At 67.3% G+C, this 24936-nt stretch carries 13 protein-coding genes; 9 read left to right on the top strand and 4 right to left on the bottom strand.

What is annotated here, in order from left to right:
* Positions 1-123: 123 nt before the first annotated feature.
* Entirely contained in the window at positions 124-1398 is a 1275-nt protein-coding gene (locus ACTOWL_RS14885; RefSeq protein ID WP_441322025.1) for an ROK family protein, read from the top strand.
* Between the two features lie 87 nt (positions 1399-1485).
* On the opposite strand, the gene ACTOWL_RS14880 is transcribed toward ACTOWL_RS14885, so the two are convergent.
* From ACTOWL_RS14880 to ACTOWL_RS14870, 3 genes are all read right to left on the bottom strand, one after another.
* The gene (locus ACTOWL_RS14880) at positions 1486-11109 is read right to left on the bottom strand and encodes a hypothetical protein (protein ID WP_441322024.1); all 9624 of its coding nucleotides are present in this window, start codon (positions 11107-11109) and stop codon (positions 1486-1488) included.
* A 12-nt stretch (positions 11110-11121) separates the two neighbouring features.
* The gene (locus tag ACTOWL_RS14875; protein ID WP_441322023.1) at positions 11122-11718 is read right to left on the bottom strand and encodes a hypothetical protein; all 597 of its coding nucleotides are present in this window, start codon (positions 11716-11718) and stop codon (positions 11122-11124) included.
* Between the two features lie 388 nt (positions 11719-12106).
* Positions 12107-13426, bottom strand: coding sequence for a mandelate racemase/muconate lactonizing enzyme family protein (locus ACTOWL_RS14870; RefSeq protein ID WP_441322022.1), 1320 nt, complete (start codon positions 13424-13426; stop codon positions 12107-12109).
* 149 nt (positions 13427-13575) lie between these two features.
* Here ACTOWL_RS14870 and ACTOWL_RS14865 point away from each other — a divergent pair, with 149 nt between their 5' ends.
* The 8 genes from ACTOWL_RS14865 (at position 13576) to ACTOWL_RS14830 (ending at position 22674) form a co-directional block, all read left to right on the top strand.
* Positions 13576-14613: a LacI family DNA-binding transcriptional regulator gene (locus ACTOWL_RS14865; RefSeq protein ID WP_441322021.1), complete on the top strand. Its 1038-nt coding sequence runs from the start codon at positions 13576-13578 to the stop codon at positions 14611-14613.
* A 180-nt stretch (positions 14614-14793) separates the two neighbouring features.
* On the top strand, positions 14794-15990 hold the full coding sequence (locus ACTOWL_RS14860) for a mandelate racemase/muconate lactonizing enzyme family protein (protein WP_441322020.1): 1197 nt from the start codon (positions 14794-14796) through the stop codon (positions 15988-15990).
* Positions 15991-16133: 143 nt separating this feature from the next.
* Positions 16134-17639 carry an ABC transporter substrate-binding protein gene (locus ACTOWL_RS14855; RefSeq protein ID WP_441322019.1) on the top strand — a complete coding sequence of 502 codons (1506 nt, stop codon included), beginning with the start codon at positions 16134-16136 and terminating at the stop codon, positions 17637-17639.
* Positions 17640-17716: 77 nt separating this feature from the next.
* Positions 17717-18670, top strand: a complete 954-nt coding sequence (locus ACTOWL_RS14850) for a carbohydrate ABC transporter permease (RefSeq protein WP_441322074.1) — start codon at positions 17717-17719, stop codon at positions 18668-18670.
* Positions 18667-19557: a carbohydrate ABC transporter permease gene (locus ACTOWL_RS14845; RefSeq protein WP_441322018.1), complete on the top strand. Its 891-nt coding sequence runs from the start codon at positions 18667-18669 to the stop codon at positions 19555-19557. The genes ACTOWL_RS14850 and ACTOWL_RS14845 overlap by 4 nt, the downstream gene beginning before the upstream one ends.
* 15 nt (positions 19558-19572) lie before the next feature.
* Complete coding sequence (locus ACTOWL_RS14840; RefSeq protein WP_441322017.1) at positions 19573-20670, top strand: ABC transporter ATP-binding protein; 1098 nt, start codon at positions 19573-19575, stop codon at positions 20668-20670.
* A gap of 52 nt (positions 20671-20722) precedes the next feature.
* Complete coding sequence (locus ACTOWL_RS14835; RefSeq protein WP_441322016.1) at positions 20723-21895, top strand: mandelate racemase/muconate lactonizing enzyme family protein; 1173 nt, start codon at positions 20723-20725, stop codon at positions 21893-21895.
* A 35-nt stretch (positions 21896-21930) separates the two neighbouring features.
* Complete coding sequence (locus ACTOWL_RS14830) at positions 21931-22674, top strand: ribonuclease activity regulator RraA (protein ID WP_441322015.1); 744 nt, start codon at positions 21931-21933, stop codon at positions 22672-22674.
* A 54-nt stretch (positions 22675-22728) separates the two neighbouring features.
* Here ACTOWL_RS14830 and ACTOWL_RS14825 read toward each other — a convergent pair whose 3' ends face one another.
* A complete protein-coding gene (locus tag ACTOWL_RS14825; protein ID WP_441322014.1) occupies positions 22729-24933 on the bottom strand; it encodes a molybdopterin cofactor-binding domain-containing protein in 2205 nt (734 codons plus the stop codon).
* Positions 24934-24936: the final 3 nt, after the last annotated feature.

The following is a 24936-nucleotide window of genomic DNA, read 5'->3' as shown; positions in this document are numbered from 1 at the left end:
TATAATTCCTAACAAACTTGCCGTCAACGCGGTTAACATGCCAGAGCATGGGTTCGGCCGGTGGCGCGGGGAGCGTTCCGCGGCACGCGCCACCGCCGATAGGATGTGTCAGGAGGCCGGACCATGTCCGGCCCCTGGGAAGAGCAGGACATGTCGACTGGAAAGATGCCAGGCCGGGTGATGGGAGCCTCCCCGCCCGCCCCCGCCGAGCCGGCGAAGCCGCGGCCCCATTCCCTGCTGTCTCCGGCCAAGATGGGCGACGTCAACCGCGGCCGCCTGCTGCAGTCGCTGTTCGACCTCGGGCCGACCAGCCGCGCCGACCTGGCCCGCCATATCGGCGTCAACCGCGCCACCATCACCGGCATCGTCCAGCCGCTGATCGACGACGGCATCCTGGTGGAGGGCGAGCCCGCCCTGCCCGGCGGCGCCGGCGGCAAGCCGGCCCGGCCGCTGCAGTTCTCGCGCGACGCGCCGCCGATCGGGGCGGTCGATCTGAGGCACGGCTCGGTGCGCACCGCGCTGGTGTCCTGGACCGGTGAGATCACGGCCGTCGAGCGCGAAGACTTTCCCACGGAGGCCGGCGATCCCGGGGCGGTGGCGGCCATCGTCGCCAGCCTGTCGCGCACCCTGTCGGCCGCCCGGCAACCGCCGCTCGGCATCGGCGTCGGCGCCACCGGCATGATCGACACCGACCGCGGGGTCATCGTCAAGGTCAACCTGGCGCCGGTGCTGTCCGGCCTCGGCCTCGGCGCGATCCTGGAGGAGCAGACCGGCCTGCCGGTCTATCTCGAACACCATCCGCGAGCGCTGCTGCTGGCCGACCGCTGGTTCGGCATCGGCCGCAGCCTGCGGACCTTCGCGGTGCTGTACCTGTCGGACGTGATCGGCGGCGCCCTGCAGCTGGACGGGCATCTGCAGAGCGGGCCGGCCGGCGCCGGCGGCGAGCTCGGCCACACCTTCGTCCAGCTCGACGGCGAGATCTGCGCCTGCGGCCGCCGCGGCTGCTGGGAGACGGTGGCGACGATCGGCTGGCTGCGGCGCCAGGCGCAGGCCGCCTGCCTGCCCGAGGCCGAGGCGATGACCCCTGCCCTCCTGGCCGGTCTCGCCGACACGGGCTCCGAAGCGGCGGAGCGGTTGCTTGACCTCTACGCCCGCAACATCGCGGTCGGCATCGCCAACCTGCAGCAGACCTTGGCCCCCAACCATTTCGTGCTGCATGGCGAGGTGGTCGAGGCCGGGGAACGGCTGCGGGCCGCGATCGAGGCACATGTCGGCCTGCTGGTGCCGCCGCGCCCCGGCAGCGACCCCCGAATCCTGCTGACCGACCAGAGGGGCCGCGCCACGCTGCGCGGGGCGGCGGGCATCGTGCTGTCGCGCCGACTGCAGTTCCAGCTGTAGCGGGGTGCCGGCCGCTCCGGCAGCGGCTTCTTCGAGGATCTGAAAGCCATACCCGGTCCAGCCTCGAAGAAGCCCGCGGCATTCGCCCTACAGGATGAAGTCGCTGTTATCCATCCCGCCATACGCTCGCCCAACGATCATGATCGAGAAATCGACAGTGTCCTCCAGACCATCGACGTCGCCTTCGATGTAGATACTGTCGCCCGCACGCCAGGCATAGAGATGCCCGATGGAGGCTCCGTTGGAGTGAACTTGCCGCCACTCCTCGCGATTGTCGAAAACCCCATCAAACATGAAGCCTTGATTGCCGGCCGCATTGATGTTCGCGTCGATGCCTGACAGGTCGAGCCAGTCGTGATCCGCCGAGGCATCGGCCTCGGTGTGATCCATGATGCGGTCGACCGCGCCGTCGGTGCTGTCCGATGCCGCGTAGTAGACGAAGGTGTCCCGGCCGCCATTGCCGTAGAGCGTGTCGGCGCCGCCCAGGCCGGCGATGCGGTTGTCGCCGCTGTTGCCGATGAGCGTGTCGTTGCCCTGGCTGCCCTCGACGCCCTCGAATCCGCTTAGCTGGTCGCCCTCGGCATCGTTCCAGGAGCCGTGGCCGGTGGACAGGTCGACATGGACCGCTCCCCCGGACGCCTTGTAGCTCAGCCAGTCCCAGCCGCCGCCACCGTCGAGGGTGTCGCCGCCCCATCCGCCATGGATGAAGTCATCGCCGGCGTTGCCGCGCAGCACATTGACGGCACTGTCGCCGAGCAGCACGTCTGCGCCACCGCCGCCCTGGACCTCTTCGATCCCATAGAGCCTGTCGCCCTGGGCGTTTCCGCGGAGCCCCTGTCCGGTGTTGAGGTCGATCGAAACGCCGACGGTCTCTCCGGTGTAGAGGGCGATATCCCAGCCGGCCCCGCCGTCCAGGGTATCGGCCCCGCCGCCGCCGCGGAGGGTGTCGTTGCCATCGTTGCCGCGCAAGGTCCCGCCCGCGCCGCTGCCGACGATGGTGTCGTTGAAGCGGCTGCCCCAGACCTCCTCGATGCCGGCGAGCGTGTCGCCTTCGGCATCCCACCAGAAGCCCTTCCCTTGGGCGAAGTCGACATAGACCGCGCCCGCCGAGTCCGTGTAGCTGGCGAAGTCCCACCCGGCGCCGCCGTCGAGCTTGTCGGCACCCGTGCCACCCGTAAGGTAGTCGTTGCCGTCGTCGCCCCAGAACGTGTCCGCGCCGGCGCCGCCGAGGAGCGAGTCGTCGCCTCCCTTGCCGGAAAGCGTGTCGTTCCCGACCCCGCTCCGCAGCGTGTTGTTGACGGCGCTTCCGATCAGGGTGTCGTTGAACCGGCTGCCCCAGACCTCCTCGACACCGGCATAGGTATCGCCGGCTGACTCGCTCCAGAACCCCTTGCCTTGGGTGAGATCGACGTAGACGGCATCGAAGGACTCCGTGTAGCTGGCGAAATCCCAGCCCGCGCCGCCGTCGAGGTGGTCGGCGTCGGCACCGCTGGCGCCCCCGATCAGGATGTCGTCGCCGTTGCCGCCGTATAGATCGTCGGCGCCGTCCTCGCCCCAGATCGTGTCATTCCCGTCCTCGCCGTGGAGCTTGTCGTCCCCAGCACCGCCGACGACATAGTCGTTGCCGCCGGCCCCCTGGATCGTGTCGACGCCGATGCCGCCATACAGGCCGTTGGCGTTGCCGTCGCCGCGAAGCCAGTCCGCTCCGTTGCTGCCTATGACATTCTCGATCCCGCTCAGGATGTCGCCGGTGGCATCGCCGGAATATCCGGCGCCGGCCGCCAGATCGACGTTCACCGGGGCGGCACTGTCGCTGTAGGTCGCGACGTCGATGCCGGCGCCGCCGGACAGGGTGTCGGCGCCCGTGCCGCCCCAGAGCAGGTCGTTGCCGTCGCTGCCCGACAGGCTGTCGGCCCCCTCATCCCCGATCACGGTGTCGTTCCCGCCATGGCCGCCGAGGACATCGTTGCCGAGCAGGCCGTACAGGACGTTGGCGCCGGCATCGCCGTACAGCGTGTCGCCGAAGCTCGACCCCGCCAGGTTCTCGATGTTCTGCAGCAGATCGCCCTGGGCCTCACCGCCCTGGAAGGTCATGCTGGTCAGGCTGATGGTGACGCCGGCAGCGGAGTCGCGATACGAGGCCGTGTCGCTTCCGGCGCCGCCGTCGAGCTTGTCGGCACCGGTGCCGCCGATGAGCATGTCGTCGCCGCCGTTGCCGACGATGGTGTCGATCCCCGCCATGCCGATCAAGATGTTGGCGACATCGTTGCCGCGCAGCCAGTCGGCACCGGCGCTGCCGGTGACGTTCTCGATGCCGGCCAGCGTGTCGCCATTGGCATCGCCGGAATAGCCCTTGCCGTCGACGAGGCTGACATTCACCGCCGCCGCGCTGTCCACATACGACGCCGTGTCGGCGCCGGCCCCGCCGTTCAGGATGTCGGCGCCGGTGCCGCCCGAGAGCCCGTCATTGCCGTCCTCGCCGTAGAGCTTGTCGTCCCCGGCGCCGCCGATGATCTGGTCGTTGCCGGCGGCCGCTTGGAGGGTGTCGATCCCGTCATTGCCGAACAGGGCATTGGCGTTGCCGTCGCCGCGCAGCCAATCGGCGCCGGCGCTGCCGATCACGTTCTCGATGCCGGTCAGCGTGTCGCCGGTGGCATCGCCGGAAGAGCCCGCACCGGCGGCCAGGTTGACGTTCACCGCCGCGACGCTGTCGGCATAGGTGGCTGTATCGTTGCCGGCACCGCCGTCCAGTTGGTCGGCGCCGGCGCCGCCGTGGAGGATGTCGCTTCCATCCCGGCCCGACAGCGTGTCGAGGCCGGCCCTGCCATGCAGCGCATTGGCCCCGGCATTGCCCGCCAGGGTGTCGTCGAAGGAGGAGCCGATCACCTCCTCGACGCCCGCCAGCGTGTCGCCTGCGGCTTCGCCGCCATCCCCGGTGCCTGCCGACAGATCGATGTCGACGGCCGCGCTGCTGTCGACATAGGTGGCGATGTCGAAACCGCTTCCGCCGGACAGAATGTCCGCACCCAGGCCGCCATTGAGGATGTCGTTGCCGTCACCACCGCCGAGCGTGTCGGCCCCGGCGAGGCCGATCAGAAGGTTGGCGCCGACGTTGCCGTAGAGGGTGTCGTTGAACTCCGAACCTTCGAGATCCTCGATCCCGGTCAGCGTGTCGCCGGCCGCGGCGCCCGAGAAGGTGTTGCTGTTCAGGCTGGCGGTGACCGCGGAGGTCGCGTCGTACCAGGTGGCGCGATCGATGCCGCCGCCGCCGTCCAGCGCATCGGCGCCCCGCCCGCCATGGAGGATGTCGTCGCCGGCCCACCCCTTCAGCGTGTCGTCGCCATCCCGGCCATGAAGGACGTTGCTGCCGGAATCGCCCTGGAGGCTGTCGTTGAAGGTGGAACCGATGACCTCCTCGATGCCGGAAAGCCTGTCACCGGCTGCTTCCCCGCCGCTGCCATCACCGGTGGTCAAGTCAATGCTCACCTGGCTCTGGCTGTTGGCATAGGAGGCGGTGTCGAAACCGCCGGCTCCGACGAGGGTGTCGGCACCATCACCCCCCTCGAAGAAATTGTCCCCGTCGTTGCCGACGAGCACATCGCCGAACGCAGAGCCGATGAGCCCTTCCACGCCGGCGATCGTGTCGCCATGAGCCTCGCCGCCATAGCCTTTGCCGGCAGCCAGGATGACCTCGACCGCCAGATCGCTGTCGACATAGGTTGCGATGTCAAAACCGTTGCCGCCGGACAGCACGTCGGCGCCAAGGCCGCCGTTGAGGATATCGTCGCCGTCGCCGCCGCCGAGCGTGTCGTTGCCGGCCCGTCCGATCAGCAGGTTGTCGCCGGCGTTGCCATAAAGCTTGTCGTTGTAGGCCGAGCCCTCGAGATCCTCGATGCCGGAGAGGGTATCGCCCTCGGCGTCGCCGCCTTGCCCGGTGTTGGTGTTCAGGCTCGCCGTCACCGCCGCCGCGGAGTCGAACCATGTCGCCAGGTCGATGCCGTCATAGCCTGCCAGAACATCCGCACCCGCGCCGCCGTGGAGGACGTCGTCGCCCGCCCGGCCGCCGAGCGTGTCGTTGCCGGCACCGCCACGCAACACGTTGTCCTCGGCATCGCCGGCCAGACCATCGTTGAAGTCCGAGCCGATCACGCCCTCGATGCCGCTCAGCGTGTCGCCTGTCGCCTCCCCGCCATTGCCCGTGCCGGTGGCGAGGTCGACCCCGACCTGGCCGATGCTGTCGGCATAGCTCGCCACGTCGAAGCCGAGCCAGCCCGACATCACGTCCGCTCCCGCACCGCCATGGAGGACGTCGTCGCCCTCCTTGCCGTAGAGCCCGTCATTGCCGGCACCGCCGAACAGGGCATTGGCGCCGGCGTCTCCGCTCAGCTGATCGGCGAAGGCCGAGCCTTCCAGGCTCTCGATCCCGCTCAGCGTGTCACCGGCGGCATCCCCGCCCTGCCCGGTGTTGGTGATCAGGCTGACCGTCACCCCTACTGCCGAGTCGAACCAGGTAGCCAGGTCGACGCCGTCATAGCCCGCCAGCACATCCGCACCCGCACCCCCATGAAGGACGTCGTCGCCCGCCCGGCCGCCGAGCGTGTCGTTGCCGGCACCGCCGCGCAGCACATTGTCCTCGGCATCGCCGGCCAGGCCGTCGTTGAAGTCCGAGCCGATCACTCCCTCAATGCCGCTCAGCGTGTCGCCCGTCGCCTCCCCGCCATTGCCCGTGCCGGCCGCGAGGTCGACCCCGACCTGGCCGATGCTGTCGACATAGCTCGCCACATCGAAGCCGGCCTCTCCCCTCAGGACGTCGGCCCCGAGGCCGCCATTGAGGATGTCGTCGCCGTCGCCGCCGCCGAGCAGGTCGTTGCCGGCCAGGCCGATCAGCAGGTTGGCGCCGGCATTGCCGTAGAGGGTGTCGTTGTAAGCCGAGCCTTCGAGATTCTCGATCCCGCTCAGCGTGTCGCCGGCCGCGTCCCCGCCCTGCCCGGTGTTGGTGTTCAGGCTCGCCGTCACCGCGGCGGTGGAGTCGAACCAAGTCGCCAAGTCGACGCCGTCATAGCCCGCCAGAACATCCGCACCCGCACCCCCATGGAGGACGTCGTCGCCCGCCCGGCCGCCGAGCGTGTCGTTGCCCGCACCGCCACGCAGCACATTGTCCTCGGCATCGCCGGCCAGGCCGTCGTTGAAGTCCGAGCCGATCACGCCCTCGATGCCGCTCAGCGTGTCGCCGGTGCCATCGCCGCCATTGGCCGTTCCGGCAGCCAGATCGACCCCGACCTGGCCGGCGCTGTCGACATAGCTCGCCATATCGAAGCCGGCATCGCCCCTCAGGGTATCGGCACCGAGGCCACCGTTGAGGATGTCGTCGCCATCCCCGCCGCCGAGCAGGTCGGTGCCGGCATTGCCGGTCAGCGAATTGGCGAGAGCATTGCCGTAGAGCGTGTCGTTGAACGCCGAACCTTCGAGATTTTCGATGCTGGAGAGGGTGTCGCCCGCCGCGTCCCCGCCCTGCCCGGTGTTGGTGTTCAGGCTCGCCGTCACCGCGGCGGCGGAGTCGAACCAGGTGGCCAGGTCGATGCCGTCATAGCCAGCCAGCACATCCGCACCCGCACCCCCATGGAGGACGTCGTCTCCCGCCCGGCCGGCAAGCGTGTCGTTGCCGGTACCGCCACGGAGCACGTTGTCCTCGGCATCGCCGGCCAGGCCGTCGTTGAAGTCCGAGCCGATCACTCCCTCAATGCCGCTCAGCGTGTCGCCCGTCGCCTCCCCGCCATTGCCCGTGCCGGCCGCGAGGTCGATCCCGACCTGGCCGATGCTGTCGACATAGCTCGCCACATCGAAGCCGGCCTCTCCCCTCAGGACGTCGGCCCCGAGGCCGCCATTGAGGATGTCGTCGCCGTCGCCGCCGCCGAGCAGGTCGTTGCCGGCCAGGCCGATCAGCAGGTTGGCGCCGGCATTGCCGTAGAGGGTGTCGTTGTAAGCCGAGCCTTCGAGATTCTCGATCCCGCTCAGCGTGTCGCCGGCCGCGTCCCCGCCCTGCCCGGTGTTGGTGTTCAGGCTCGCCGTCACCGCGGCGGTGGAGTCGAACCAAGTCGCCAAGTCGACGCCGTCATAGCCCGCCAGAACATCCGCACCCGCACCCCCATGGAGGACGTCGTCGCCCGCCCGGCCGCCGAGCGTGTCGTTGCCCGCACCGCCACGCAGCACATTGTCCTCGGCATCGCCGGCCAGGCCGTCGTTGAAGTCCGAGCCGATCACGCCCTCGATGCCGCTCAGCGTGTCGCCGGTGCCATCGCCGCCATTGGCCGTTCCGGCAGCCAGATCGACCCCGACCTGGCCGGCGCTGTCGACATAGCTCGCCATATCGAAGCCGAGCCAGCCCGACATCACATCCGCGCCCGCACCGCCGTCGAGGACATCGTCGCCCTCCTTGCCGTAGAGCCCGTCATTGCTGGCGCCCCCGCGAAGGGAGTTGTCGCCGGTGTCCCCGCTCAGCTGGTCGGCGAAGGCCGAGCCTTCCAGGTTCTCGATGCCGCTAAGCGTGTCGCCCGCCGCGTCCCCGCCTTGGACGACGTTCGTTCCCAGGTTGGCCGTCACCCCTGCCGCGGAGTCGAACCAAGTCGCCAGGTCGTCGCCGTCATAGCCCGCCAGAACATCCGCGCCCGTACCCCCGTGGAGGACGTCGTCGCCCGCCCGGCCGGCGAGCGTGTCGTTGCCGGTACCGCCGCGAAGCACATTGTCCTCGGCATCGCCGGCCAGGCCGTCGTTGAAGTCCGAACCGATCACACCCTCGATGCCGCTCAGCGTATCGCCCGTCGCCTCCCCGCCATTGCCCGTGCCGGCGGCGAGGTCGATCCCGACCTGGCCGGTGCTGTCGGCATAGGTCGCCATATCGAAGCCGAGCCAGCCCGACAGCGCGTCCGCACCCGCACCGCCGTCGAGGACATCGTCGCCCTCCTTGCCGTAGAGCCCGTCGTTGCCGGCACCGCCGCGAAGGATGTTGTCGCCAGCGTCTCCGCTCAACTGGTCGGCGAAGGCCGAGCCTTCCAGGTTCTCGATGCCGGCAAGCGTGTCGCCCGCCGCGTCCCCGCCCTGCCCGGTGTTGGTGATCAGGCTGACCGTCACACCCGCCGCGGAGTCGACATAGGAGGCAAAGTCGATGCCAATGCCGCCGTCGATCTTGTCGGCACCGACCCCTCCCAGGAGGAGATCGTTTCCATCGCCGCCGAACAGCTTGTCATCACCGGCTTGGCCGACGAGAGCATTGTCCTGGTCATTTCCGGTGAGGGTGTCGGCGAGCGCGGACCCGTAGAGATCCATGATGTTCGCCAGCGTGTCGCCCTGCGCGTCTCCGGCGGTCCCCGTCCCGGTCTGCAGGCTTACGACAACTCCGCTCAGAGAACCGGCATAGTCGGCGCCGTTTCGGCCGGCGCCGCCATCGAGCCCGTCTGCCCCGGCACCGCCGCGAAGGATGTCGTCCCCGGCGTCGCCGCGCAGCGTATCGGCACCGCCTCCGCCGCGGAGCTGGTCGATACCGTCGCCGCCATTCAGCTTGTCGGCGCCCTCACCGCCAATCAGGTGGTCGTCTCCGCCGCCGCCATTCAGGAGATCGTCGCCGGAGCCACCAAAAACCAGGGATGCGCTGGTTCCGCTGTCCGAGATCGTGTCGGAAAGGGCTCCGCCGATGGCACCGTCGAGACCGGTCCGGCCCGCAACGGTTGCGGTGGCAAGATCGATGCTGAGAGTTTGGCCACTGCCTGCGGCAAGCAGGCGCGCGCCATCGCCCAGCACGTAAAGCGTGCTGCCATCGGCCTGCGGTGTGCCGGTTGCCTCCTCCGCTCCCCCAGCAAGGCCGATGTCGCCCACCAAGCGGACCGAGCCGTCGCTGCGCGTCACGGTCGACACACCATAGAGCTGGTTGCCGTCGGCCAACTCGAAATGCGCCGTGCCGCTGCCCTGGACGACCGCCGAACTCAGGGACCATTTGCCCCGGTCCGCCGCGGTCATCTCGTCGGCAGAGTGCCAGGTCCCCTGCGGATCGACACCGACGCTGGTGATGCCGGCCTGCGCAAGCGTCTTCAGCTCTCCGGGATCGGTCACTCCATTCCCGTTGCTGTCCTGCCAGACCCGCAGCTTGCCGAAATCGGCATCCTGTGCGTCGACCCGTCCGTCATGATTGCTGTCGAAGACCGTCGCCAAAGCCTGCAGGTCCGTGTCCTGTTCCGCAGTCAGCAGCGATACGGCCAGCTCTTTCGCTTGATCGATCTTGCCATCGCCATTGAGATCGGCGACCAGGAAGCCGTCATTGCGCCCGACCCAGGACACCCGTTCCTTGCTGCCGTCCCCGTCGAAATCGAACAGTGCGCTGCTGTCATCCAGCGAGACGAGCGCAATCCTGCCGTCGCCATCCAGATCCAGCGCGATCGGGACCTCGCCATAGCCGCCGCTCATGCTGTCATGCACGCTTCCGGGAGTGCCACCGCTCTGGCCGGACGTACCATCATTGGTGCCCTTCGGCCCGTCGGGGTGGCTCGGTCCGCTTTCATTAATATTGCCCCGGCCGTCGCTGCTGCTGGAATAGCCGCCTCCACGGCCGCTGTGATTGGAGTTACCCGGCTGGCTGGGCCCGGAATCATTGTCCGGCCGATGGCCCGGGGTGGGCGGATCGTGCGTCCAGCCGGGGCGCTCGCCACCCGACCGCGTTCCCGATCCGCCACCCAACATGTCGCGGCCCGCGCCACTGCCGACTTGGTCGTCGCCCCAGCCGCCGCTGATAATGCCGCCGCCATCATCATCGTCCTGCTGCTGGCCACCGTCACGGTTGTGTTCGCCGCCATGGCTCTCACGGCCGCCGCCCGATGACCCGCCATTCCCGCCGCCGGAGCCGGTGCCCGGGGGGTTCGGATCGTTCGGCGTGGGCTGGTTGGTGGGGGGCCCGCCGTTCAGGATGCCCTGGAGCCGCGGATCCAGGGTGCCGTTCGGATCGGGCGTCGGCGGCGGCGGGCTGCCGCCGTCCGGCGAGGGCGGTGTTGGCGGCTCCAGTGTCGGCGGTTGGGGAGGGGGAGGCAGTTCCGCTCCATGGGCCGGCCCGCCGAAGATGTCCTCTAGGATCTGATCCAGCAGGCCGGGCTCGGCAGGGGCGGGATGATCGGAAGGTTTCGATGATGGATCTTGAAATGAACTGGGACCGTTGATCGGATCAGTTAGAGTGTTCTGATAACCCTTAGGATTATGTACAGTTGGATAATCTGGACCAGTTGGGTCATCCAGACCAGAGACCCCACGAGCAGTCGGGAGGCCTGCATATCTCAATGCCGCATTGGCGAAAGTATTACTATTTTGGTCTAAAGGGCTATACTCATATCCCTCTTCTGTTACCTTAGCAGCAGCTTCTTTGATTTTATCCCACTTCACCCGAAGACTGTCGCCCGTAGCGATTGTCTCACGCGGCAGCTGATCTTCGTTTGGTCGATGCTCCGGCAGAATATTGCGCTCTTCATTGACACGAATGCGACCCCACGGTGAATCTGTATTTGATGACTTATCGTATGCCTGCTCAACTACATCGCCGAAGCCGCCAGCATCTTGGTGTTCCGGTTCTGCCTCTATGACGTGCTCGACACCATACTGATCGACGTAGTGTAACGCCATATGATCAAAAGCACCTAACGTCGAGCTGTAGGTGACGTAGATTTCTTCCTTCGCCATGATTTTAAAATCCTAAGGCCAACGGTGAATGTCGTGAAAAACAGAGACGCCAACTATCTGATCTTTGCCACATTTGATCGGGATACCATTTAGTATTTCCGTACAAACGTTAAATACAATATTGAAATCATCTGGTCGTTCCGTTTTTGAAAACATTATTGTAACAAATAAGTTCCTGACTTTATCGGATGATCTTTGATAACTGAAGTATTTACTTCGCATTGCGACAGTTATCACTTCTCCTGGATTCGTCCGACAACCGGTTAATGATTGCACCAAACGATCCTGAGCGATGCTCCATAGTGAACCGTCAGTGGATGATTGTGATAACTGCTCTTCGACAAGAGAAATCACCTGCTGTGCGGTCAAGCTGCATTCACGCGCCATCAACTGATCCTTAGACAAGCGATCAGGACTCCCGGCTTGCTCATATCCGTAGCTAAGCGGAAGCCAGCATGCGGCGGCAAAAACAATGATTCCAAGTACTACTGAAACGTTCTTGATCCGACACGCCCACTTTGTCTTACGAATCTGCCGATCCTGATCTGACATCGAGGCATTTACTCTCTTGAGCCAAGGAAGCGCTCCGACATGTCCGATAGCAGCCATCCCAACCTTCCACCAAACCCACATTCTGAGGAGTGATCGCCCTGACTTGTCTTATTATTATTGCAATTACACAAAATCTCTCAGGCGATTTCGCAAAATTCTATGAAGCAATGCAACCAAACGATCGACTCCCACCCTCACAGGCTGAAGAGAAAGGTTTAGCGTCCGCTCATTACAAAAAGTTAACGTCTGTCTGGATGTAGCATTCCGCTTTGAACAGGTCCAGTGACTTTCTTCCTGTTTTTGAGAGGGCATTCGGTCCTAGCGGCGGCAGCACCAAACTGCAAACGCGGAGGCATCAGCCGATGCCGTCGCGACGAATTTGCCCGGCTCCGGGATGCGCCGATCCACCCCGCAGCGCTGCGCCGGCCCCCTGACAGGCCCGCCCTCAGCCGCGCGACCGGCGCTCGAAGCCGATGCGGATCCGGTTCCACTCCTCGGTCGGCTGGAACAGGGCGCCGGGATGGCGCAGCTGTGCCGCCACCGCCGCCTCGTTCAGCTCGATGCCCAGGCCCGGCGTGTCCGGCACGGTGATATAGCCGCCCTTGAGGTAGTCGGGGTCGATCCCGGTCACCAGGTCGCCCCAATGCGGGATGTCCAGCCCGTGATGCTCGACCGCCACCAGGCCGGAGATCGCGGCGCCGCAATGCACATTCGCCATCAGCCCGATCGGGGTGCAGCAGGCGTGCAGCGCGGTCGCCAGGCCGAAGCGCTCGCCGTAATCGGCGATGCGCTTGGTCTCCAGCATGCCGCCCGAGGTCAGCAGATCGGGGTGCAGGATGTCGAAGGCGCGGGTCTCGATCGGCTCGCGGAACCCGTCCCAGAGATACAGCTCCTCGCCCGCCGCGACCGGGGTCAGCAGCGCGTCGGCGACCTTCTTGTGGCCGGCGAAATCGTGCCAGGGCAGCGGGTCCTCGACCCAGGCGAGGTCGAACGGCTCCAGCGCCTGGCCGAGGCGGATCGCCTCGTCGGCGGTCATGAAGCCCTCGCCGAAATGGTCGATGCACAGCGAGATCTCGCTGCCCACCGCCTCGCGCACGGCGCGGACCACGTCGACAGCGGCGGCGATGCCCTTCTGGCTGAGCTTGACACCCCGCCCGGCCCCCGGCGCGCGCCAGGCCTTGGCCAGGTCGTATTCATGCTTCGTGGCCTGCCCGACCAGGGCGCCGTCGACCGCGTTGAAGAAGCGCGGCGGCAGGTCGAACTTGATGAAGGTCAGGCCCAGCGCCTTGCGCCGCAGCACCGCCTCGACATAGCCCTCCGGCGTCGGCTGGGCCGGGGCCGGCGTGTCGCCGTAGATCCGCACCCGGTCGCGGTGCTTGCCGCCGAGGAACTGGTGGCAGGGCACGCCATAGGCCTTGCCGACCAGGTCCCACAACGCGATCTCGATGCCGGAGACGCCGCCCCCTTCCCGCCCCCAATTGCCGTAGCGGCGCAGGGCCGAGAAGATCATGTCGACATTGCAGGGATTCTGTCCCAGCAGCATGTGCTTGAACTGCAGGGCGTATTCGGCATGGCCGCCGTCGCGCACCTCGCCGAGGCCGGAGATGCCCTGGTTGGTGTCGATGCGGATGATCGGGTGGTAGCCGCTGCCGACCACCACCGCGACCCGCAGATCGGTGATCCTGAGCTCGCTCGGCCGGGAATGGGTCGACGCGGCAGTCTCGACCCTGCCCATGGCAGCGTCATCCAGGCGTCCTGTGGTCATGGCGTCCACCCTGCAGTTTGCTGTTCGTTAGGTAATTTGCTATCATCACCAAACAAGTTGCGCAAGCCGGACCCGTTGCATGTGATGATGTTGACGCCGGAACCAGCGCTGCGGCAGAAGGTGCGGCCCAAACAGGAGCGCAACACCGCATGAGTTCAGGCCGCGTCACCATCCAGGACATCGCCGACCGGCTCGGGATCTCGAAGTTCTCGGTGTCCCGCGCCCTGTCCGGCAAGTCCGGCGTCGGCGAGGCCACCCGCAACCGGGTGCTGCGCGCCGCCCACAGCCTGGGCTATCGCCGCAGCCAGGAGCTGCCGGCGGCCAACGGCCAGATCCTGTTCATCCGGCAGGAGATCGACCCGGTGTCGAGCGAGCTGTGGCTGAACATGCTGCACGGCGCCGAGCGCGAGGGCGAGCGGCTGGGCTTCTCGATCGTGCCGCGCCAGGCCCGGCACCTGGCCGAGGGCGGCCCGCTGGACAGCGCCGTGGCCGGGCTGATCCTGGCGGTGCCGCGGCCGCATGAGGTTTCCGGCCCGGCCGCGCGCACCGGGCTGCCGGTGGTCTGCGCCACCTATGTCGGCGCGATGGAGCGGATCGACCAGGTGGTCGGCGCCGACTGGGAGGCCGGGGTGGGCGTGGCCCGGCTGCTGCTCGGCCTCGGCCACCGGGCCACGGCCTTCGTCCATGGCAGCACCCTGCCGCTCGGCCGGGCCGAGCGCTACCGCGGCTTCCGCGACGGCATGCTGGAGGTGCCGGGCGCCACCGCCGACGACATCGTCTTCGACGAAACGGAGGGGTTCCGCGATGCCTTTCTGACCTATCTGCGCCGTGGCGGCGCGCCGACGGCGCTGTTCTGCGCCCATGACGGCATCGCCGTGAACGTGATCTCGGACCTGCTGCGCCTGGGCATCCGTGTGCCCGAGGACATCTCGGTGGTCGGGTTCAACGACTTCGCCGCCGCCTCGCAGGTGTCGCCGCGGCTGACCACGGTGCGGACGCCGCAGGTCGAGATCGGCGCCGCCATGGTGCGCTGCATCGCCGACCGGCTGGGCGACGCCGAGGCCGCCGCCCGGCCGCCGGTGCGCCTGGCGCTGGTGGCCGAGATCGTCACCCGGGGCTCGACCGCCCCGGCCGCGCCGACGGCCTGGCTGGCGCCGGTGCTGAAGCGGGCGAAGGCGGCGAAGTAGGGCTGGGCTGGAGGCCCGCAGCAGCGCCCGGAATTTTTCTCCACCTAACAAGTTGCAATGCCTCTTGCCTGTGTTAGGCTCGGCCATCGACTGCCTAGATCGGACATAAAAAGGGCAGCGGAGAGGAAACACCGGGTGGGCGGCAGCGCCCGTCCCCCACCGAGCGGGACGCCCAGGACCATGAAGATCGTCGATCTGAAATGCGCCGTGATCGGCAAGAACCCGATCGTGCGCATCGTCACCGACCAGGGCATCAGCGGCTATGGCGAGGTCGAATCCTACAAGCCGTATCTGAAGCCGCACATCCTGCATTTCCGCGACGCCCTGATCGGCGCCGACCCGACACTGGTCGAGCAGACCATGATGCGGATCCGCCAGCGCGGCGCCTTCAAGCCCTGGGGGGCCGCGGTCAGCGCCATCGAGATGGCGCTGTGGGACGTCGCCGGCAAGGCGGCGGGCCTGCCGGTGCACAAGCTGCTGGGCGGCAAGGTGCGCGACCATGTGCGGGTCTACAACGGCTCGCTGCGCGTGCCGATGGCCGGCTACGAGCCCGAGCACTACGCCGCGGACGCCAAGCGGCAGATGGCCCTGCCCGAAGGCTTCACCATGATCAAGCAGGGCATCGGCTTCCACAGCCCGATGAAGCGGGAAGTGCCGGACTTCTACTACGGCACGCCGGGGCAGAGCGTGTTCCACGGCTCGCTCGATTCCGGGCTGATCACCGAGCGCGGTCTGAAGCACATGGTCGCCTGCGTCGCGGCGATGAAGGAGGTGCTGGGCGACAAGGTGGCGCTGGCGCTGGACTGCGGGCCGGGCTGGACCGTGCCCGACGCGATCCGCTTCGCCCGCGCGGTCGAGGAGTACAACCTGCTCTGGCTCGAGGACCTGCTCACCGGCGACTACGTGCCCTATGTCAACGCCGATGTGTATCGCGAGGTCACCCGCGCCACCTCGACCCCGATCCACACCGGCGAGCAGATCTATCTGCGCCAGAACTTCAAGGCGCTGATCGAGGGCCACGCGGTCAATGTGGTCGGCCCCGACCCCTGCGATGTCGGCGGTATCGCCGAGCTGAAATGGATCGCCGAATACGCCAATCTGCACGGCATCCTGATGGCACCGCACGGCACCGGCAACGGCCTCTTGGGCCTGGCCGCGCTGGTCCAGGTCTCGGCCACGCTGCCGAACAACTTCATCGCCTTCGAGTACCCCAGCGGCAACCCGGCCTGGTGGTACGACATCGTCGACGGCCTGCCGAATCCAATCGTCCGCAACGGGCTGATCGAGGTCTGGGACCGGCCCGGCATGGGCGTCGAGATCAACCCCGAGCGCGCCCGCCAATATCTGTCCGACGAGGACAAGGCGTTCTTCGACTGAGCGGCCGGCCGAGGACTATCTTCGGCTAACAACATAACAAAAACCGCAACTTGTTGCGCGGCGTCCTTGACGCGTTTTGCCCCCGAAGCCTAGGCTAGCCTTGAACTCGCAGACGACAAGCGAGGCCATTGGGAGGACCGTTCATGACCAAGCCTCATGCTGGTGACCTCTTTCCCCATGCCGTCGACCGCCGGCGTTTCCTCGGCTATGCCGCCGGGGCCGGGGCGCTGGCCGCCGGGCTCGGCCCGCTCCGCGCCCTGGCGCAGGACACGGGCATCGACATCGCCAACTGGACGCCGGACTACATCAACAGCATCGCCGGCACGATCGAGGTCGACACCGCGACGGAATGCGCCAAGGTGGTGCCGCTGGATTACAAGGGCAAGCTGACCTACTGGTGGGTCGGGCCGAACGAGGCGTCGCCCCGGATCGACCACGAGGTCGACGCCCAGTTCTGGGAGGCCTTCGCCAAGACCTACCCGAACATCACGGTCCAGAAGCAGAACCTCGACTACAACCAGATGCTGAACAAGCTGCGCGCCGCGGCGCTCGGCAACGCCGCGCCGATGGTGGCGAAGCTGCCGATCCTGTGGGGCGTGGAGTTCGCGGCCAAGGGCCAGTTGAGCGAGCTGTCGCCCGAGCTGGTCGGCCACCGCACCGCCGATTTCTGGCCCGGCGCGATGAAGTCGGTGACCTGGCAGGGCAAGACCTACGGGGTGCCGACCAACAACGAGACCATGGCGCTGATCTGGAACGCCGCGATCTTCAAGGACGCCGGCCTCGACCCCGAGACGCCGCCCGCGACCTGGGACGACCTGATCGCCTATTCCAAGCAGATCAAGGACAAGACCGGCAAGAACGGCTACGGCCTGGTGGCCCGCCCCAATGCCGGCAACACGCCGTTCCGCTTCATGCCGCAGCTCTGGGCCTATGGCGGCGGCGCGCTGGACGAGGCAGAGGCCAGCCCGACCTACAAGACCGTCTACATCAACAATGACGGCTCCAGGGCCGCGCTGCAGGCCTCCTACGACATGTATGTGCGGGACAAGTCGGTGCCGACCTCGGCCCTGACCAACACCCAGACCGAGAACCAGGACCCGTTCATCTCAGGCCAGCTGGCGATGATGATCAGCCATCCGGCGGAATACGCGACCATGCTCGACCGCGCCAAGAAGGCGACCGGGGCCGACAAGGCGGTGGCCGACGCGGTGGTGGCGAACATGCGCTACGGGCTGATCCCGAAGGGGCCGGCGCGCCGTGCCGTGGTGTTCGGCGGCTCCAACGACCATATCTTCAACCCGGATGTGGTCGATGGCGGGCTGGACATGGACGCCGCCCGCGCCTTCATCGCCTTCGCCACCGGGCCGGAATGGTCGACCAAGGTGGCCTGGGTCGCCTCCAACCCCGGCAACACCCGCGGCTTCCGCACCAAGTGGATGAAGCAGCGGCTGGACGAGATCAAGTTCCTGAACGTCACCACCTCGATGCTGCCGAGCGGGATCCCGTTCCCGGTGATCCCGGAATCGGCGGAGATCATGAACATCATCGTCCCGGACATGATGCAGAACGCGCTGACCGGGAAGATGACCGTGGCCGAAGCGGCCGACGACGCCGCCAAGAAGATCAACGAGCTGCTGTCGGGCCTCTAGGCCCCGTCCCGCACCCGGCCGGTGCCTGAGGCGCCGGCCGGTCCTTTCCCCCCGCAAAGGAGAGTTCGGGCGTGACCATGGCTGCCGCGCAGGACGATGCGCCCCGGGCGCGGGCGGCGCCCCGCCGCCGCCCCGGCCTGATGCGACGCATCGCCCGCCACTGGGCCGACTATCTCTACATCCTGCCGGCCTTCGCGGTGATGCTGCTGGTGATCGGCTACCCGATCTACGACACCGTCTACCTGTCCTTCTTCAACACCCCGCCCAGCCTGGCGATGGCCGACAAGACCTATGTCGGCCTCGACAACTACAGCCGCATACTGGGCAGCGACAGCTTCCGCGAAGTCACCATCAACACCCTGATCTGGACGGTGTTCTCGACCTTTTTCGCCTTCATCCTCGGGCTCGGCGCCGCGCTGTCGCTGAACAACGCCTTCATCGGCCGCGGCATGCTGCGCGGCCTGTTCCTGATCCCCTATGTGATCAGCGCGGTCGCCGCCTCCTATGTCTGGCGCTGGCTGTACCACAGCGATTTCGGCGTGATCGGGGCGCTGTCGGTGGCCTTCGGCATCACCGAGACGCCGATCAACTTCCTGGACAACGTCCACACCTCGCTGCCGTCGCTGATCGTGGTCAATGTCTGGAAGGAGTTTCCCTTCGCCATGATCATGCTGCTGGCCGGGCTGCAGACCGTGCCGGACGAGTTGCACCGCGCCGCCAGGGTCGACGGCGCCGGCCCCTGGCAGCGCTTCTGGCACATCACCATGCCGCATCTGAAGGGGGTGACGCTGGTGACCGTGCTGCTGCTGCTGGTCACCAACCTGAACGGCTTCACCATCCCCTGGATCATGACCGGCGGCGGCCCGGCCGGGTCGTCCGACATCTGGATCACCCAGATCTACCAGCTGGCCTTCGGCCGCATCCGCTTCGGCCTCGCCTCGGCCTATTCGGTGATCCTGTTCGTGGTGATGATGGGGCTGGGCTACTTCTACGTCCGGGCGCTGACCCAGGGCGAACGGAGGCCGGAATGAGCGCCGTCGCCCTGGAGCCGCGGCCCGCCCCGAAGCGCCGGCGCGGCAAGGCCGGCCCCTGGGGCGTGGCCCGCATCGTCTACCTGGTCCTGCTCGGCATCTTCACCGTGCTGCCGATGGCCTGGATGCTGCTGACCTCGGTGAAGACGCAGTTCGCCGCCCTGCAGTACCCGCCGGAATGGATCCCGTCGGAGCCGACGCTGGAGCAATACACGCGGCTGCTGTCCCCCGCCAACGAGGTCGGGCAGGAGTTCCTGCACTACCTGCTGAACAGCATCATGGTCTCGACCGCGACCACCGTGCTGGGCGTCGTCATCGCGGTGCCGGCGGCCTACGCCTTCTCGCGCTTCCGCTTCCCCGGCCGCAAGCTGCTGTTCTACGCGGTGCTGGTCCGGAACATGTTCCCGGCCGTGGTCTTCCTGATGCCGCTGTTCATCATGATGAAGTGGCTGGGGCTGGTGAACACGTCCTGGTCGCTGATCCTGACCTACCTGACCTTCGGCCTGCCGCTGTCGATCTGGCTGCTGAAGGGCTTCTACGACAACATCCCGCCACAGCTGGAACAGGCGGCGCGGATCGACGGCGCCACACGGTTCCAGGCCTTCCTGTACGTGGTCATGCCGCTGTCCTCGCCCGGCATCATCGCCACCGCGATCTATTCCTTCGTCCTGGCGTGGAACGAATATGTCTATGCCCTGACCTTCATCAACGACAAGAGCAAGCTGACCTTGCCGGTCGGGCTGGAACGCTTCTTCACCGAATACGCGACCAACTGGCCGGGGCTGATGGCGGCGTCGTTCATCATGAGCGTGCCGGTCGTCGTGCTGTTCCTGGTCCTGCAGAAATACTTCGTCCGCGCCCTGACCGAGGGCGCGGTCAAGTCCTGACGAGAAGGGGAATTCATGGCGGAGGTGGTGCTGCGGGACGTGGTCAAGCGGTACGGCGACCTGACCGTCGTCGACCATGTCTCGCTGACGGTCGGCGACGGCGAGTTCGTGGCCCTGGTCGGCCCGTCCGGCTGCGGCAAGACGACGACGCTGAACCTGGTGGCCGGGCTGATCGAGCTGAGCGACGGCGACATCCAGATCGGCGACCGGCTGGTCAACGACCTGGACCCCAAGGACCGGGACATCGCCATGGTGTTCCAGAACTACGCCCTGTACCCGAACAAGACGATCTTCAAGAACCTGGCCTTCCCGCTGAAGATGCGGAAGCTGCCGGCCGCCGAGATCGAGACCAAGGTCCGGGCCGCCGCCAAGCTGCTGGACATCGAGCATCTGCTGGAGCGGCGGCCGCGCGAGTTGTCGGGCGGGCAGCAGCAGCGCGTGGCGCTGGGCCGGGCCCTGGTGCGCGACCCGCGCGTGTTCCTGATGGACGAGCCGCTGTCGAACCTGGACGCCAAGCTGCGCACCCAGATGCGGGCGGAGCTGAAGCGCTTCCACCAGGACCTGAAGGCGACGGTGATCTACGTCACCCACGACCAGATGGAAGCCGTCACCATGGCCGACAAGATGGCGGTGATGAACGGCGGCGTGCTGCAGCAATACGACACGCCGGAGCAGGTGTTCGAGCACCCGGTCAACACCTTCGTCGCCGGCTTCGTCGGCAGCCCGGCGATGAACCTGGTGCGGGCCCGCGTCGCCGGCACCGGCACCGGCGCCGAGATCGAGAGCCCGGACGGCTGGCGCTATGCCCTGTCCGACGCCAATGCCCGCAAGGCCCATGCGGCGACCGATGGCGAGATCGTGCTCGGCGCCCGGCACAGCACCATCCGGCTGCACCGCGAGGCGGTGCCGGGGGCGGTCGCCGGCCGGGTCTACACGGTCGAGCCGACCGGCGACATCACCTACGCCCATGTCCATCTCGGCTCGGCCCCGCTGGTGGTCAGCGTCACGCCCGACGTCAAGCTGGGGATCGACCAGCCAGTCTGGCTCGAATTCGACCAGCAGAAGCTGCACCTGTTCGACGGCAAGACCGGACGGGCGCTGCCGGCCGCCTGACAAATCATCGGCCCCGCCAAGCGGGCCGGGTCTCGAAGGGAAGGACGATTCCGTGAAGATCACCAATCTGCGGACCGCCGTCATCGCGGGGAACTTCCCCTGGGTGCTGGTCAAGGTGGAGACCGATGCCGGCATCACCGGCCTGGGCGAGGCCTATTGGGGCGCCGGGGTGGCCGAGCTGGTGCACAAGGCCAAGCCCGTCATCATCGGCGAGGACCCGGTCAATATCGGCAAGATCGTCGAGATCCTGATCCGCTGCCTGTCCGGCGAGGGGTCGCAGGCCGGCGCCACCGTGACCGCGATCAGCGGCATCGAGATCGCGCTGTGGGACCTGCTGGGCCGGGCGCTGCAGACCCCGATCTCGACCTTCTTCGGCGGCCGCTTCCGCGACAAGATCCGGATCTATGCCGACTGCCATGCCGGCGACACGCCGGAGCCGTCCTCCTACGCCGCCAAGGCGCGCGAGGTGGTGGCGGACGGCTTCAGCGCCATTAAGTTCGACCTCGACACCCGCAACCCCCACACCATCGACATCTCCGACGATCCCAATCCGCGCCGGCAGTGGTACGAGCCGTTCAACCGCACCATCGGGTCGCGCGAGATGGCCTGGATGGTCGATGTCGTCCGCGCCGTGCGCGAGGCGGTGGGGCCCGAGATCATGGTGGCGATGGACGCGCATTGGAAGTTCGGGGTGAACGACGCCATCAAGCTGGCCCAGGCGCTGGAGCCGTTCGACCTGCTGTGGCTGGAGGACCCGGTGCCGCCGGAGAACATCGAGGCGCAGCGCCACGTCACCCATTCGACCCGGACGCCGATCTGCACCGGCGAGAACCTGTACCGCAAGCACGGCTACCGCGAGTTGATCGAGAAGCAGGCGGCGCGGATCATCGCCCCGGACATCCCGAAGATGGGCGGCCTGGCCGAGGCCAAGAAGGTCGCCGACCACGCCGACCTCTATTACATCCCGATCGCGCCGCACAACGTGGCCAGCCCGATCGGCACCGTGGCCGGCGCCCATGTCTGCGCCGCCATGAACAACTTCCTGGTGATGGAGTTCCACGCCCATGACGTCGAATGGTGGAGCGACATGGTCGATGGCGGCCCGCCGATCGTCGACGGCTTCATCCACCTGAACGACCGGCCGGGCCATGGCCTGACCCTGAACGAGGACGTGGCGCGGGCGCATCTGCAGCCCGGCACCAAATACTTCGGCGACGAACCCTGATCGCCGCCGACGGACCAGCGAAGGACGAACCGAGAATGATCGAGACCAGCGACATCAAGCGGCCGCCGGCGGAATGGTGCGCGGCGCTGCAGGTGATCGGCGCCGCCACGGCGAGCAGCACCCTGGCCCATATGGGCATCCGCAACACCCATATCGGCGGCCCGGTGGCCTGGACCAAGGGCAAGGCGATCGCCGGCCCGGCGCTGACGCTGCAGTTCATGCCGAAGCGCGAGGACCTGTACGGCGAGGACGAATACGCCGAGCCGGAGAAGCAGCTGCACCGGCACGTGTTGTATCACGCCCAGAAGGGCGACATCGTCGTCGTCGACGCCCGCGGCGACATGAAGAGCGGTGTCTTCGGCGACATGATGCTGACCTACTTCAAGGGCCGCGGCGGCCTGGGCGTGGTGATCGACGGCTGCATCCGCGACTATCCCAACACCGGGCGGCTCGACCTCGGCTTCTGGCTGCGCGGCGTCACCCCGAACTTCCACACCCAGACCGACCTGATGCCGTTCGGCGTCAACATCCCGATCGCCTGCGGCGGCGTGCTGGTGATGCCGGGCGACATCATCGTCGCCGATGACGACGGCGCCGTGGTGGTGCCGGTGGCGCTGGCGCCGGAGGTGATCGAGCAGTCGGCGAAGCACCACGAATGGGAGGAGTTCTCGCGCGAGCGGCTGTCCGAGGGCGGCGACCTGCGGCGCTACTACCCGCTGAGCGACGCCGCGCGGCCGGAATACGAGGACTGGCTGCGGAGCAAGGGCCGAGCGCCGTAGGTCAGGCCTCGAAATAGGCCGGCCGGTCGTCCGAAGCGACAACCACCTTTCAAGTCAGGCGTTGAGCGCCTGCAGCACCCGCTGCGGCAGGAACGGATAGTGCCGGAGCCGCACGCCGCCGGTAAGCCGGGCCACCGCATTGGCGATCGCGGGACCGATCGGCGGCAGGCCGGCCTGGCCGATGCCGCCGATCGGAGCCTCGGGCGTCGGAATGACGGCGACCTTGATGTCAGGCGCCTCGGACATCCGCATCACCCGATAGGTGTCGAAGTTCGATTCCTGTACCTCGCCATTGACGATGTTGATCTGTTCGAACAGCGCGTGGCTGGCACCGTTGGTGATGCCGACGATCATCATGGCTTCGATGTTGCGCGGCTGGACGGCCACCCCCGGATCGACCGCGCACCACACCGTGTGCACCCGGATCTCGCCGCTCTGCCGGTTCAGCGACACCTCGGCGATCTGGGCGCAATGCGAGCCGAACGCGTCGGAATAGGCGAGGCCCAGCGCCCGCCCGTCGCGAGGGCGATCCCACTCCGCCATCTGCGCGACGGTCTCGATGACCCTGCGCGCCCGCGGCTGGTCCCTCAGCAACTCCAGCCGCAACGCCAGGGGATCGGCGTCCCTGGCCGCCGCGATCTCGTCGACGACGCATTCGATGGCAAATCTGGTGTAGCCGACGCCGACCGCGAACCAGAAGCCGACATCCAGCCCATTGTCCTGGCGGATGTACTCGATCTGATGTCCCGGGACGGCGTAGTTGAACTGCGCGCCCTCGGTCACGACGTCGTCGTGGCCGCCTTCGCTTTCGAACAGCCGAGGCAAGGTCCGGGCGAAAATCGAATCCGCCACGATGCGATGCCGCCAGCCGACGATGGCCCCATCGGCATCGAGCCCGACCTGCAGGTGCTGCGCCGCGAGCGGCCGGTACTTGTCGTGCCGAACGTCGTCTTCGCGGCTCCAGATCACCTTGACCGGGCGGCCTTCCACCGCCTTGGCCAGCGACACTGCGTCGACGATGAAGTCTGCCTCCGCCTTGCGGCCGAAGCCGCCGCCGAGCAGGGTCGTGTTCACCTTGACCTTGTCGGGGGTGGTGCCGGCCACCTCCGCGGCAAAGCCCTGGGTGCCCGTCGGGCCCTGTGTCGGTGCCCAGATTTCCACCCTGTCGCCGGTCACGAGCGCCGTGGCGTTCATCGGCTCCATCGTCGCGTGGCAGACGTGGTCGCTCATGTAGTCGGCCTCGATGACCGTCGCGGCCCCCGAGATCGCGGCCTGGACATCCCCTTCCGCGTGAGCGGTGACGCCTGTCCGGGCGAGGTCGCGGCCGACGCTGCGGTATTGCTCCAGCAGCCGATCGCTGGTGTAGCGGCGGACCCGCGACGACGTGCTCCAGGTCACGTCGAGCAGGTCCTTGGCCCGCCTCGTCGCTTCGACCGTCTCGCCGATGATGCCGACGCCGTAGGGCAGTGGAACGATGCGCAGGATGCCCGGCACGGCCTGGGCCGCGGCGTCGTCGATCGCTTCCGGCCGCTCGCCCTGAACGGGTGCCCGCAGGACCGCTCCGTACAGCATGTCCGGGCGTTGCACATCCATCCCGTACGTCGCGGTGCCGTCGACCTTCGAGGGAATGTCGATGCGGGTCATTCTCGGATTGCCGATATAGCGCCATTGCTCGCGCGGCTTCAGATCGGCGATGGTCGCCTGCGGCAGCGGATCGGGAAGCGCGCCGGCCTCTGCGATCTCGCCATAGCCGAGCGAACCGCCCGATGGCGCGTGCACGACCCGGTTGGGCTCGGTCGTCAGCTCGTCCGCCGGGACGTTCAGCATCCCGGCGGCGCTCGCCAGGATGATCTTGCGGGTCTGGGCGCCGATCAGGCGCAGCATCTCGTAGTAGCCCCGCGTGGATTCGCTGCCGCCGGTGAGCTGGATGCCGTAGAAGCCCGGATTGCCGTAGGTCGCTGCGTCGGACGGAGCCTGGACGATGCGGACCTTGTCCCAATCGGCGTCCATGTCCTCGGCGATCAGCAGCGGCAGAGTCGTCATGATACCCTGCCCCATCTCGGAGGCGGGCGACATGATGGTCACCGTGCCGTCGCCGGCGATGGTCACCCAGGCATTCGGGCGATAGTCGCCCTCGGCCGACGCAGCGCCCCAAGCCTCCTGGGACAAGCCGCCGAAGGTGACGGCGATGCCGACGCCGCCGACGGTAACGAGAAAGCTGCGCCGCGACAGCGCATCGGCACGAAGCTGCAACGCCATGGC

Origin of the sequence: Inquilinus sp. CA228, from assembly GCF_052078665.1 — a bacterium.
Classification (GTDB): domain Bacteria; phylum Pseudomonadota; class Alphaproteobacteria; order DSM-16000; family Inquilinaceae; genus Inquilinus.
This window is presented reverse-complemented; position numbering and strand designations above follow the sequence as displayed.

Bases quoted from the DNA above. Each gene is read 5' to 3' on its own strand.
- ACTOWL_RS14830 (WP_441322015.1), top strand. From the start codon at position 21,931: ATGATCGAGACCAGCGACATCAAGCGGCCGCCGGCGGAATGGTGCGCG.
- ACTOWL_RS14880 (WP_441322024.1), bottom strand. From the start codon at position 11,109: ATGGCGAAGGAAGAAATCTACGTCACCTACAGCTCGACGTTAGGTGCT.
- ACTOWL_RS14860 (WP_441322020.1), top strand. From the start codon at position 14,794: ATGAAGATCGTCGATCTGAAATGCGCCGTGATCGGCAAGAACCCGATC.
- ACTOWL_RS14875 (WP_441322023.1), bottom strand. From the start codon at position 11,718: ATGGCTGCTATCGGACATGTCGGAGCGCTTCCTTGGCTCAAGAGAGTA.
- ACTOWL_RS14855 (WP_441322019.1), top strand. From the start codon at position 16,134: ATGACCAAGCCTCATGCTGGTGACCTCTTTCCCCATGCCGTCGACCGC.
- ACTOWL_RS14885 (WP_441322025.1), top strand. From the start codon at position 124: ATGTCCGGCCCCTGGGAAGAGCAGGACATGTCGACTGGAAAGATGCCA.
- ACTOWL_RS14840 (WP_441322017.1), top strand. From the start codon at position 19,573: ATGGCGGAGGTGGTGCTGCGGGACGTGGTCAAGCGGTACGGCGACCTG.
- ACTOWL_RS14845 (WP_441322018.1), top strand. From the start codon at position 18,667: ATGAGCGCCGTCGCCCTGGAGCCGCGGCCCGCCCCGAAGCGCCGGCGC.
- ACTOWL_RS14865 (WP_441322021.1), top strand. From the start codon at position 13,576: ATGAGTTCAGGCCGCGTCACCATCCAGGACATCGCCGACCGGCTCGGG.
- ACTOWL_RS14850 (WP_441322074.1), top strand. From the start codon at position 17,717: ATGGCTGCCGCGCAGGACGATGCGCCCCGGGCGCGGGCGGCGCCCCGC.
- ACTOWL_RS14825 (WP_441322014.1), bottom strand. From the start codon at position 24,933: ATGGCGTTGCAGCTTCGTGCCGATGCGCTGTCGCGGCGCAGCTTTCTC.
- ACTOWL_RS14870 (WP_441322022.1), bottom strand. From the start codon at position 13,426: ATGACCACAGGACGCCTGGATGACGCTGCCATGGGCAGGGTCGAGACT.